This is a genomic window from Flavihumibacter petaseus NBRC 106054, assembly GCF_000974785.1.
Lineage (GTDB): Bacteria > Bacteroidota > Bacteroidia > Chitinophagales > Chitinophagaceae > Flavihumibacter > Flavihumibacter petaseus.
Genome location: NZ_BBWV01000002.1, coordinates 391,856 through 404,332 on the forward strand (window position 1 = coordinate 391,856; position 12,477 = coordinate 404,332).

Annotated in this window: 11 protein-coding genes; 7 read left to right on the forward strand and 4 right to left on the reverse strand. The window is 49.0% G+C overall.

Features of this window, described 5'->3' with window-relative positions:
* Window positions 1–59 precede the first annotated feature (59 nt).
* Together FPE01S_RS25650 and FPE01S_RS11540 are read right to left on the reverse strand one after the other, a co-directional pair.
* Window positions 60–1,490 carry a ThuA domain-containing protein gene (locus FPE01S_RS25650; protein WP_083990240.1) on the reverse strand — a complete coding sequence of 477 codons (1,431 nt, stop codon included), beginning with the start codon at window positions 1,488–1,490 and terminating at the stop codon, window positions 60–62.
* Complete coding sequence (locus FPE01S_RS11540) at window positions 1,487–1,873, reverse strand: hypothetical protein (protein ID WP_046369152.1); 387 nt, start codon at window positions 1,871–1,873, stop codon at window positions 1,487–1,489. Before FPE01S_RS11540 ends, FPE01S_RS25650 begins: the two co-directional genes overlap by 4 nt.
* Window positions 1,874–1,952: 79 nt before the next feature.
* Here FPE01S_RS11540 and FPE01S_RS11545 point away from each other — a divergent pair, with 79 nt between their 5' ends.
* The 6 genes from FPE01S_RS11545 (at window position 1,953) to FPE01S_RS11570 (ending at window position 7,391) form a co-directional block, all read left to right on the forward strand.
* Entirely contained in the window at window positions 1,953–2,579 is a 627-nt protein-coding gene (locus tag FPE01S_RS11545; protein ID WP_046369153.1) for a hypothetical protein, read from the forward strand.
* 140 nt (window positions 2,580–2,719) lie between these two features.
* A complete protein-coding gene (locus FPE01S_RS11550) occupies window positions 2,720–3,763 on the forward strand; it encodes a DUF4097 family beta strand repeat-containing protein (RefSeq protein WP_046369154.1) in 1,044 nt (347 codons plus the stop codon).
* A 165-nt stretch (window positions 3,764–3,928) separates the two neighbouring features.
* Window positions 3,929–4,528 (forward strand): 3-keto-disaccharide hydrolase, encoded by a 600-nt coding sequence (locus tag FPE01S_RS11555; RefSeq protein WP_046369155.1) that lies wholly within the window; start codon window positions 3,929–3,931, stop codon window positions 4,526–4,528.
* A 24-nt stretch (window positions 4,529–4,552) separates the two neighbouring features.
* Complete coding sequence (locus FPE01S_RS11560; protein ID WP_046369156.1) at window positions 4,553–5,923, forward strand: Gfo/Idh/MocA family protein; 1,371 nt, start codon at window positions 4,553–4,555, stop codon at window positions 5,921–5,923.
* A gap of 11 nt (window positions 5,924–5,934) precedes the next feature.
* Entirely contained in the window at window positions 5,935–6,696 is a 762-nt protein-coding gene (locus FPE01S_RS11565; protein WP_052955721.1) for a 3-keto-disaccharide hydrolase, read from the forward strand.
* A 5-nt stretch (window positions 6,697–6,701) separates the two neighbouring features.
* Window positions 6,702–7,391, forward strand: coding sequence for an SDR family NAD(P)-dependent oxidoreductase (locus tag FPE01S_RS11570; protein WP_046369157.1), 690 nt, complete (start codon window positions 6,702–6,704; stop codon window positions 7,389–7,391).
* Window positions 7,392–7,393: 2 nt separating this feature from the next.
* Here FPE01S_RS11570 and FPE01S_RS11575 read toward each other — a convergent pair whose 3' ends face one another.
* Window positions 7,394–10,039: a glycoside hydrolase family 3 protein gene (locus tag FPE01S_RS11575; RefSeq protein WP_083990241.1), complete on the reverse strand. Its 2,646-nt coding sequence runs from the start codon at window positions 10,037–10,039 to the stop codon at window positions 7,394–7,396.
* Window positions 10,040–10,137: 98 nt separating this feature from the next.
* On the opposite strand from FPE01S_RS11575, the gene FPE01S_RS11580 reads away from it, so the two are divergent.
* Window positions 10,138–11,607 (forward strand): alpha-L-fucosidase, encoded by a 1,470-nt coding sequence (locus tag FPE01S_RS11580; RefSeq protein WP_046369158.1) that lies wholly within the window; start codon window positions 10,138–10,140, stop codon window positions 11,605–11,607.
* On the opposite strand, the gene FPE01S_RS24870 is transcribed toward FPE01S_RS11580, so the two are convergent.
* On the reverse strand, window positions 11,576–12,406 hold the full coding sequence (locus tag FPE01S_RS24870; RefSeq protein WP_169749160.1) for an alpha/beta hydrolase: 831 nt from the start codon (window positions 12,404–12,406) through the stop codon (window positions 11,576–11,578). The genes FPE01S_RS11580 and FPE01S_RS24870 overlap by 32 nt on opposite strands.
* Between the last annotated feature and the right edge of the window lie 71 nt (window positions 12,407–12,477).

Below are 12,477 nucleotides of genomic sequence, written 5' to 3' on the forward strand. Positions count from 1 at the left end.
TCCTGAAATTGATTCTGCAAATGATCCCAAACCTTCGGTAACTGGACAGATTTGCCCGATTAGCGGGATAAGCTGAATAGTATTTTCATTAGTACCCTGTTCTGTTCCGGGTTGTCAAACGTAGCGGATAGCTCCTGGTTGGTATGGTGCTCATAATCGATATCATTATGACCCATATTAAAATAGACCATCCGGTAATGTTTGTTGGCCCAGATCACAGGGTAATATCCATCATGCCAGATTTCGTGAGGTTTCGGGCCGGTTCCCAGGGGGAAGGAAGTGCTGTCAATTGCATAAAGAATCCGGATAGCGCTGTCCCTGGTCAGATCGCGCTCCCAGCTGTACCATTCATTCGGAGAGGTTTTGAACTGGTCAGGAAGACCGGCTGAAACCGGAAGAACATTACCTGACTTTTGCAGAATGGCCGAAGTGGGCCGCCAGGTATTTCCCTTATAGGATCCGGCTCCCAGGAATGTATTGTGATACCAGTCCCAGTTTTGAGGATAGGCTGAAGGTGTAAGGGCAAACCCGGCAAAATGGAAGCCCATCCATGCTCCTCCGGATTCCATGTATTGCTGAAATGCGGCTCTTTGTTCAGATGTTTCGGGACGCGTATCCAGAAACAGCACTACCTTATATTCCGACAGATACTCCAGGTTAAGATTATTCCAGTTCGATGTGGTATCATATTGAAAATGATACAAGCCGGCCATCCGGGCCAGGTACTGGTTCGCTTCCCGTACAAAACTGATATGTGCCTGGTCGTGGTTGCCGGTAAAGAAAGCAACAACTTTCAGGTTTTTTGCCATGTTCGCAGCATCCGGAAGCAGGGAGTAAGCGCTGGTGTCGATATTTTTCCCCCTTGTTCCCCGCCACCTTTTCCAGAAATTTTCCCTTTTGTTTATCGGAGTGAACCCTGCCACCTGCTTTCCGGTAAAATCAATTACCGGGTCTTTCATGTCAGGCTCAAGCGCTGCCAGCTTGTCGGTTACAAATGGAATAATGGAAACAGTCGGTTCAACTTTTTTTCGGACATACCGGGTCAGCAGTTTTGTTTGAAAGGGATCTGATGCCAGTGCGATCCGGTTGAAGCCAAGGGTCTTTGCCAGGCGATAGCCATAATAGATATTTTCCGTGCTGTGTTCAGCTTTTGCTTCTGTAAAAATGTGTGTAGCCGGAATGCCCAGTGCGATGGCATATTCCCGCATCACTACAGCTTCTGTATAGGGAGTGTAGACAGCCCCTCCGGAAAACATGATGTTTTTAACGATCCCCTGGTCATACAGGTATTTTGCCCAGTAAATCCTGCCCTTCATAGTGCGGCTCCAGGATCCATTCTCGAGCGGCACCCCCGGCGCTACAGCAACATCAAAAGGCCCGTTGTTTCTTGCTTCCTGCAACAACCTGCGGGAAGTTTTTGAGGAGTAGGAACAGCCGGTAAATAACCCGGTGAGTAGTAACAGGTAAGTTGTAAGCTTGCAGATGCTCATGTTCCGGAAAGTTCCAGGATCAATCCATTTTCTTCAAAACTGCAGCGGGTAACCTGCAAATGCTGCAACATATTGGTGAGTTGCGGCACCTTGCGTAAATCAACTTCCAGCTGGCGCTGATCTTCCAGCCATGAAACTGGGGGTACTTTTTCAAGCTCCTTTTTGATTGCGCCACGCATTCCGGAAATCATCATCGATACAATTCCAGATGTATGGTAATTCAACAAAACGCCATGGGGGTAAACTTTATTAACGGACAGGGAAACATTTGCCATAAAGTTTACCTCAAGCTTGTGATTTCCTTCATATCTGAGGCTGATTGGTTTTTTGGACAGCTCTCTGATCAGTAATTCCAGTTCCGGGTAAGGTATTTCCAGTTTCATGCGATAAAAATAGCCAAAAATCATGCGACGGATAGGGGTAAAAGCAACCTGGGTTGTCGGATAGCAAAACTATTTTACGATGAACCCGATTCGTGTTATGATTTCAGCCGTGTTCTGCCTCATTGGGGCAACAACGCTTGCTCAGCAAAACCAGACAATTTTTGGCGACAAAGGCATTCATGGTTCAACCGGATATGGCGCCGCCGGTAATAAATTCACCAGTATCAACGGCCATTATGCCAATATGCCTGAAATATATGGCGGCTGGTTTGTCAACCATCGTTTTATGATCGGACTGGAAATGGCCGCAACGACCAACCGAATTCCTGTTCCGGCGGCCAATCAGATCGTTCCGGATCCCGACCGGTGTTACCAGTATGGCCAGTTTGGCCTGATGACCGAATATGTATTTGCCTCGAAAAAGAGTTTTCATGTTGCCGTTAACCTGATGACAGGCAGCGGCTTCATGTTGCAGTATTACAGGGGAAATAAATACGACTGGCATTATGATAGTGAGGTTTACGATGAGAACTTCTTTTTCGTAATGGAACCCGGCGTACAGCTTGAGGTAAACCTGTTGCAATGGTTGCGGTTTAGTCCCGGCATTTCCTACCGGCGGGCATTCGGGAGCAGCAGCAAGGGACTGACCGATGATGATATCAGCAGCCTGTCCGGAAATCTGACCCTCAAGTTCGGCAGGTTCTGACCGGAACTGTTCAGTTTCATGCAACAGGATGTATCGTAACCGAACACAGACTGAAGGATCGGGATTGCCAATTGGTTATTTATCAGTGGGTTAATTTATGGCATACGCTTGGCGTTGAAAAAGGTACATAATTAACCATCATGAAAATATTGCTAACATTCCTGTCGGTACTGACTGTTGCAGGTCTGGTTCAGGCACAGGACAATGCACAGAAACCTTACCAGGTAAAAAAACTATCCGGCAGCGATCAGATCAGTGCTGCGCGCATGGAAACTTCGGGTGGTAACCTGACGGTGACCGGCGTAGACAGTGATCCCAGGCTGGAGGTGTATGTTCGGCCCAATAATAACCGTGACCGCAGCATTTCCGATGCGGAAATAAAAGAGCGGCTTGAGCGCGATTTTGATTTGTCTGTTTCTGTGACCGGGGGTAAGCTGGTGGCAATTGCCAGGCAAAAACGCAATATCCGTGACTGGGATAAAACTGTTAGTATTTCGTTCAGGTTATATGCACCCCGCCAGGTGTCTACCGATCTCACCACCAGCGGCGGGAATATCAGCCTCGAAGGCATTACCGGGGGCTCACAGGACTTTACTACAAGTGGTGGCAACCTCGACGTAAAGTCGGTGTCAGGTAAGATAAAAGGGGTGACTTCAGGGGGTAATGTTCACCTGGAGAACTGCAGCGATAAAATTGATATGGCTACCAGTGGTGGTAATATTACTGCATCCGGCAGCAAGGGGAATCTTCGTCTGACCACATCAGGCGGAAATGTGAACCTGAATGACCTGGATGGTCAGGTTCTGGCAACTACAAGCGGTGGGAATGTGAAGGGTGATAATATCGGTGGAGAACTGGAAGCTTCCACCAGTGGTGGCAGCGTGCGGCTGGACAATCTTCGTTGCAGCCTGGAAGCCTCTACCAGCGGCGGTAATATTTCCGTCAACATGAAAGAGCTGGGCAAATATGTCAAGCTCGATAATTCCGGTGGCAATATCGACCTTGAAATCCCTTCCGGAAAGGGGCTTGACCTCGCGCTCCGCGGTGACAAGATCAAAACTTCCACCCTGAATAATTTCAAAGGTGACGTTGATGACAACTCCATTAAAGGATCCATTAATGGTGGAGGAATTCCTGTAGATATCCGGGCAAGCAGTGGCAGAATAACATTGACCATGCGGTGATTACCGTAGCGGTCAGCAACCTTATCCACAGTGCCGCAGCATTTTAGCTGCGGCATCTTTTTGTACTTTATTTTTACCGTTTACCGGTATTTTTTTTGCCTTCTGCTGTACCCGTTACAGAATTCGTGAGCCAATTCATCAGAATGCGGTAAATTAATCGCCTATATGAAAAAGCTAACGATACTGCTGACACTCAGTCTCTTCATGACTGCAGGGTTCTCGCAAAAGAAAAAGAAACTCTTCAACGGAAAAGATCTCTCCGGGTGGAATGTTCATGGTACGGAGAAATGGTATGTCGATAATGGTGAACTGGTTTGCGAAAGCGGGCCGGACAAGCAATACGGCTATCTCAGTACTGACAAGCATTACAAGAATTTTATCCTTACGTTGAAATTCAAACTGGAAGCCAACGGCAACAGCGGTGTTTTTATCCGTTCCGGGATCGAAGGCACCAAGATCAGTGGCTGGCAGGTAGAGGTTGCTCCTCCCGACATGCACACCGGCGGCATTTATGAATCTTATGGAAGAGGCTGGCTGATCCAGCCAAAGCCGGAAGACGAAAAGGCACTGAAGGCAACAGAATGGAATGAAATGAAGATTGAAGTGAAGGGTGATGAAGTAACCTCCTGGCTGAATGGTACACAAATGGTGCACCTTAAAGATGAGAAGATCGGAGCAGGAGACGGATTCATTGCCTTGCAGATCCACGATGGCGGCGGCATTAAAGTGCGCTGGAAAGATATCAGGATCCAGGAACTCAAATAATTCACAATCCCTTAAACAGCATCAATGGATAAGAATCACGAAGCATCCCGCCGGAGGTTTCTCCGGCACCTTGCGGCAGGCACAGCCGCAGTCGCAGCAGGCTCAAATGTTTTTGCAGCAGGCGAAGAGCGCCGCATTTTCCAGGAGAACCTCATCCGTAAACCATTTGCCGCCAATGACCAGATCAACATTGCATTGATTGGTGCGGGGGGGATGGGGGTACAGGATACCATCACGGCACTCGGTGTACCTGGTGCAAAGCTCGTAGCCGTCTGCGATTTATACGACGGCAGGCTGAAAGATGCCAAGGCCAAATGGGGAAATGACCTGTTCACCACCCGCAGCTATAAAGAGTTGCTATCCAGAAAAGATATCGACGCCGTAATTGTTGCCACACCTGATCATTGGCATCAGCAAATTTCTATTGATGCCATGAGGGCAGGCAAACATGTATACTGTGAAAAACCGATGGTGCACAGTATCACTGAAGGACCTGCGGTGATCAAAGCGCAGAAAGAAACCGGGAAGGTATTCCAGGTTGGCAGCCAGGGGGTTTCTTCACTGGGTAATGAGAAGGCAAAGGAACTTTTGAAAGAAGGCGCTATCGGTACTTTGAATTATGCCGAAGGATTCTGGGCAAGGTTTTCACCTACAGGAGCGTGGCAATACCCGATCCCTTCGGATGCTTCACCGGCGACCGTAGACTGGGATACTTTTGTAAGCAATACCACTAAAAGGGCATTCGATGCCACCCGGTTTTTCCGTTGGCGGAACTATACCGATTATGGTACCGGCATGTCAGGCGACCTGTTCGTACACCTGTTCAGCAGCCTCCATTTCATTACCAACTCCTTCGGACCTGAAAAGGTTTATGCTTCCGGCGGATTGCGCTACTGGAAGGACGGCAGGGAAGTACCCGATGTATTACTGGGTACATTTGACTATCCGCAAACCAATGTTCATCCGGCATTCAATCTTTCACTGCGTTGCAATTTCGTTGACGGCACCAGTGGCACCACTTACCTGAAGCTCGTGGGAAGTGAAGGATCCATGGATGTTACCTGGGATTCGGTGACGCTGAAAAGGAATAAGACCATTGCATCGGATGATCCGTTTTATATCGAGCAGCTGAAGAAAGCCGGCAAACCCATATCAGATCGCAAAAGAATCCTGGGGCCGGATGAATATACCTTCGAAGCTGAAAAAGGATACCTGGGCGGACCACACGACCACTTTGTCAATTTCTTCACAGCGATCCGGAATGGCGGCACTGTTGCAGAAGATGCAACGTTCGGATACCGCGCAGCAGCCCCGGCATTATTGTGCAATGACAGTTACAACCAGGATACTGCCATCCGGTGGAACCCTGAAAAAATGCAATTGATTAAAAAATAAATAGCTTTAACATGACGATCACCTGGAAAAAACAAATTCCGGCAGTTGCGCTTATGGCACTGGTGGCCTGTAACAACGCCGGCAGCAATCAGGAAACAACAACAGGCAGTACGGTGACAGCAACAGACACCACTGCAGCAACTTCAGCTCCAGCCGCACAACCGGAGACCCTGTTCGATGGCAAATCCCTGGCTGGCTGGCATGGCTTCAATAAAACCGGCGAAGTAAAGAACTGGGAAATTGAAGATGGCGCGCTTGTTTGCCTTGGAGCGGCCAAAGGCGACTCCGGTGGCGATATTGTAACTGACAAGGAATACACCAATTTCGAATTGAGCTGGGACTGGAAGATAACCAAAGGTGGAAACAGCGGTGTGATGTACCATGTGGTGGAGACTGCAAAATATCATGCCCCATATGAAACTGGTCCGGAATACCAGCTGATTGATGATGCCGGCTGGCCGGACAAACTGGAGGAATGGCAGAAAACCGGTGCTGACTATGCCATGAACCTTGCTGGTCCCAATAAGAAACTCAACCCGACGGGCGAATGGAACAACAGCAAAATTGTATTTAACAACGGGCATGTTGAACATTGGCTGAATGGGGAGAAGATCGTTGAGTTCCAGGCATGGGATGAAAAGTGGGAAAAAGAAAAGAAAGAAGGAAAGTGGAAGGATTATCCTGACTACGGTACGGCAAAATCCGGCAGAATTGCGCTTCAGGACCATGGCCATAAAGCGTATTTCAAGAATATTGTGATCAAACCCCTCTGAGTATTATGAAACGCGTGCTGATTTCCGGAGCCAACGGAGCATTGGGCAGTATTACAACGCAGTATTTCCTGGACAAGGGATATGCCGTAATTGCAATTGTGTCGGACATCAATAGCCGATCGCACCTGCCTGAACATCCAAACCTGGAAATTGCAGCAGTTGATCTCCGGGAGGAGAAAGCGACTGCAACGCTTATAACGGAACTGGTCACACGAAATAATAAGATTGACGGGGCATTGTTGCTCGCTGGTGGTTTCGCGGCCGGCGGCCTGGAATCCATTTCAGGTGATGCCATCCAGGAACAACTGCAGCTGAACTTTATGACTGCATTCCATGTTGCCCGCCCTGTATTTTCTCATTTTCTGCTGAACGGCAGTGGCAGGCTGGTGCTTATCGGCGCCCGGCCCGCCCTGCTTCCTTCAGCAGGAAAAGATATGATGGCCTATGCGCTGTCGAAATCCCTGCTTTTTAATTTTGCGGAACAACTCAATGCCACAGCCAAAGGCAAAGACATTACGGCCACTGTGCTTGTACCCAGCACCATTGACACGCCGGCCAACCGGAAATCAATGCCGGATGCAGACGCAGCCAAATGGGTTGACCCCGTAAAACTTGCCGCGATCATGGAGTGGCTCTTCAGTGCTCCCGCTGATGTGCTGCGGGAAACAGTACTGAAGGTTTACAACAACGCCTGACTTTATTTTACCGTGATAATGGCTTCCTGCCTGATATCACGGGAAGATGCACCGATCATCAATCTGAACTGACCCGGCTCAACCACCCGCTTCATTTCCCTGTTCAGCAGCTGTAATGTTTTTGGCCCGATAACGAAGTGCAGTTCCTTTTTTTCTCCGGGATCAAGTTTTACTTTCTGAAAACCGTGAAGTTCCAGCACCGGCCTGGTTACGCTCGACAACAAATCATTTACATACAACTGGACCACTTCTTCGCCGGTACGCTTGCCTGTATTGGTCAACGTAAAATGCAGGTCTATAGAGTCATCCGGCGCAATTTCGCTTTTGTTCATCGTTAATGGACCATAACTGAACTGTGTATAACTCAGGCCGTAGCCGAAGGGGAAAAGCGGCAGGCCTGACAGATTATGATAGTCATCACCACGGCCTGTCGGGTGATGGTTATATACCAGCGGGAGCTGCGATTCGTGCACCGGGAAAGTGATCGGGAGCCGACCTCCCGGATCCCTGTCGCCAAATAATACTGCGGCGATGGCTTCGCCACCGGCTTCGCCAGGATACCAGCAGTGTATCACAGCCTGTACTTTATCCAGCCAACGTTGCATGGTGATAGCGCTTCCGCCGGTAAGTAATACAACCACCGGCTTGCCGGTTGCCGCTACTGCAAGAATGAGGTCCTCCTGGTGTCCGGGTAGTGAAAGGTATGCCCGGTCCTGGAATTCGCCTTCATGAATGCCTGCTGCTATAATTGCAATGTCAGACCGCCGTGCCAGTGCTACGGCGCTGTCGATTGCTGCCTTCCAGGCCTGCAGTGCCCTGGGAGCCCAGATCAACCGTATGTGAGCGTTGCCAACCGGCTCATAAAATTCAACCCGGATATTATAGGCTTTCCCTTTTTCGAACAGGTATTTTTTCAACCGGCTGGAATACGAAGTTTTTGACCATTGATCAATGTGCAGGGCATTGTTGATATATAACCTGAAACCGTCGTTTCCTTCCAGCCCGATAGCAAATTCTCCGCTTTGCGGCATGGTGATCTGACCTTCCCACCGGATGCTGTATCGATCAGTGGTCAGGTCTCCAGTAGGGCGGGACAGCGTCCAGGAGAAGTCTACCTGCCCATCGGTCTTTTCCATTACCGGTTTACCTGTCAGGCTGGTATTGCTCCAGATACTGGTCTTTAATCCGGGTTTACCATCGTTACTTAGAAAGCTCGCAGGAACAGTTTCTGTTTCCTTATCAAATACACCGGCACCCCGAATATATTTTACGTTGGCCGTGTATTTCCGGATACCTTCAAGGATACTGATCTTACCGTTGCCGGTACCGCTATATCCGCCGAGCCTGGCAGTAATCGCCTCTTCGCCGATCAGCGCAATGTTGCGTGCCGGAGATGTAACTGGCAGTAATGCACCGTTGTTTTTCAACAAAACCAGCGCAGAAGCAGCAGCTTCAGCCGCAATTTTCTTATGCGGAAGCTCCTGCTGCTGACGAATGATCGCAGCTTCATCCATATAGGGTTGTTCAAATAACCCCAATTCAAATTTTGCTGTCAGGACCCTGCTCACGGCGTCGTCAATACGCGCCTGTGGAATGCTGCCATCCAGAAACGGGGGAATAAAAAGTTTGTAGTGATTGTATTCCGTCTGAAAAATTACATCCAGCCCGTTGGTGATGGCATTTTTTCCTGCTTCTGCATAATCCTTTGCTGTATGGTGCAACACAACTTCTCCGCCGACTGCATTGGCATCAGAGATGACAAATCCTTTAAATTCCCATTCTTTCTTCAGTTTCTGCATCAGCAGCCAGTTGTTGCTGGAACTGGCCGTTCCGTCAACAGCATTATAGGCGGTCATGATGGATCTGGAACCTCCCTGCTTCACGCAGGATATGAAAGGCGGAAAGAATACCTGTTCAAGCTGACGGTCGTTCCAGAAAATGGGATAACTGTCCCTGCCACCATCACCCACATTGGCTACAAAATGTTTGGGCGTGGTGACGATGCCACGATCTTCGAAGGCCTTGACGAAGGCAACACCCATGGCGCTGCTGAGCAGCGGATCTTCACCATAAGTTTCTTCCGTCCTTCCCCAGCGCACATCACTGGCAATATTGACCACCGGTGTCAGGATATCGCGGATGCCACGGGCGCGGGTTTCTTCAGCAATTGCTCCGGCTACCCTGTTCATCAATGTGGTATCCCAGGTTGCTGCCAGCGCGATGGCCTGCGGAAAGGACGTAGCACCTTCGCGGACAAGTCCGTGAAGGGCTTCATCAAATGCGATGATTGGGATACCCAGCCTGGTCTTTTCCACGAAGAATTTCTGGATGGCATTGATCTTTCTCAGCAACACCAGCCCGTTTTCACGGGTATTGTAGGAGAGCAGCTGGCCACCCGCGTCTCCTTTTGAAGCCGCACTGACCTGCAGGCCGAATATTCCCTGTGTGTATTGACCGGGCTGAACATTGTCGAGATCGCCGGGGATCATGAACAACTGCCAGAACTTTTCTTCCGGAGTCATGCGGGAAAGCAGGTCTTTCACTCTTTCCGGAACCGGAAGTGCAGGGTTCCTGTATGGAGCGGTATTTTGTGCGGTTGATAAAAAGGAGGTAAATAATAATAGTATCAGCGTAGGGGCAAATTTCACGATTGGTTATTTTAGCCGTATAAAGCTACAGTGCCAGGCGGCAACGTAATGCCTGAAAATTGCCTTTTCCTGTCGCGGCACTTCTAAAATCAGACGATATGCTGAAGCAACTATTGACAGCGGGATTATTCGCCCTGCCCTTAACGGGGCTGCTGGCGCAGGAACACAACATGTCACGGGATTATGTAAAGCCGGAAGATCCGCAGGTGCAGCAAAAACTTGCTGCCTGGCAGGACCTGAAGTTCGGACTGTTCATGCATTGGGGAACTTACAGCCAGTGGGGTATCGTGGAAAGCTGGAGTATTTGTCCTGAAGACGAAGGATGGACCCAGCGGAGAGGGCCGTATGCTGCCAGTTACAACGAATACATAAAAGCTTATGAAAACCTGCAGACGACTTTTAATCCGGTCAGATTCGATCCTTCCAAATGGGCCAATGCCGCTGAAGATGCAGGAATGAAATACGTAGTGTTTACAACGAAACACCACGATGGCTTCTGCATGTTTGATACCAAACAGACAGATTATAAGATCACTGATGTCAAAACGCCGTTTTCGTCCAACCCGAAAAGTAATGTTGCCAAAGAGATCTTCAACACATTTCGTGATAAGGGTTTTATGATCGGTGCATATTTCTCCAAGCCTGACTGGCATTCAAAAGATTATTGGTGGCCATATTTTCCGCCAAAGGACAGGAATGTGAACTATGATCCTGCTAAATACCCGGAACGCTGGAACGCTTTCAAAACCTATACTGCCAACCAGATCGGCGAGCTGATGAGCAATTACGGCAAGATGGATATCCTGTGGCTGGATGGCGGCTGGGTACGCCCCAAGGCCAGCATTGATCCTTCAGTGGACTGGCAAAAGTCCATCACCTTTAACCAGGATATAGATATGGCATCTATTGCAGCAGCCTCAAGGAAATTGCAACCGGGTCTGCTGGTGGTAGACCGCACTGTTGGAGGGCCGTATGAAAACTATGTTACACCGGAACAGACTATTCCCAGGCAGCCGCTTGATCATCCCTGGGAAAGCTGTATTACCATGGGCAACTCCTGGAGCTATGTTCCCAATGATCATTACAAGTCAGCCAACCAGATTATCCATATGCTGTTGCGTATTGTATCCAGGGGTGGCAGCTTGTTGCTGAATATCGGACCATCACCTGAAGGTGATTTCAGTGATACCGCTTATGCCAGGCTGAAAGATATCGGCGGGTGGATGAAGATCCATGGCAATGCGGTTTACGGCACCTCACCACTGGCACCCTATGAAGAAGGCCAGGCCGTTTACCTGCAATCAAAGGACAGGTCCCGGTACATTATTCACTACCTGAGCAATGAGCAGCAGCAGATGAATGTTCCCGAAACTATCGTATTGCCGGATTGGGAAAATGTTGATAAAAACACCGTTGTTACCAGTCCTGATCTCCCTGGCAAAAAGCTGAAGTTGCAGCAAGAGAATGGTAAATGGGGAATTGTTGTGCCGAAAGCGTTGCGTGAAGGAATGAATCTCCGGGCATATGCGATTACCTTTATAGTTGCGCCTTCAAAAAGTCGCAAATAAAGGCGCCTGCCTGCTTCCATCTTTTTTTCGCACCAAACCCGGCGAAGAGCGGATTGAAGTGCCGGTGAAGTTCATGTCCGCAGCGTTCAAAAGGGAGTACACTGTTTATTAGTTGTATCCTGTTTGCTTCCCGGTGGATGCTGGCGCTTCCGAATATAGCTTCACCGGAAACATCAGGAGGAACGACCCTGTCCCTCGTGCCATAAACACTGACAATGGGTACGGAAGACCGCTCTATCCAGAGCGTGTCAAAAATCGCGCCCCAGCAGTTTGCGATTGCGCGAACGGGTTGTGCCGGAATGTGGTTGCTGAAAACATATTGCAGCGCTACCATGGCGCCAGCTGAATTGCCGGCGAGAAAGATCCGGTTGGTATCTATCCGCAACTCATCGGCGTGTGCTTTAAAATAACGTATGGCTTTATCCAGGTCTTCAGTTGCATCAAAGCAGGCTTCCCTGAGGTCTTTCTCAAATTTCAATGGACGTTTCCGGCTCTTGCGGTAATTGATGGATGCTGTGACAAACCCAGCCCGGGCATATGTCCTGCTGAAAAAAGGCGTGCTTGCGCCGGATTTGTTCCCGATCTTGAATCCGCCGCCATGAAGGTTGATCAGCAATGGTCTTTTACTGCGCTGATCGCCTTTCCCTTCATACCAGTCATACCGGTAAAATTTTTGTTTTTCATCTTTCCCGGCCTCATAGTACTCCAGTTGTTTTGTTACAGAAAGCTTACTGAAAGTTGTATCGCCGGCGACCGCCTGCAATGAAGAGAATAGCATTACAATGCAGCTGGTTAGCATATGCGCCGTTTTTTTTGCCATACCTTCAATGTTACAAAATCGGATTTGAATACACCATTAATAAATCTTTG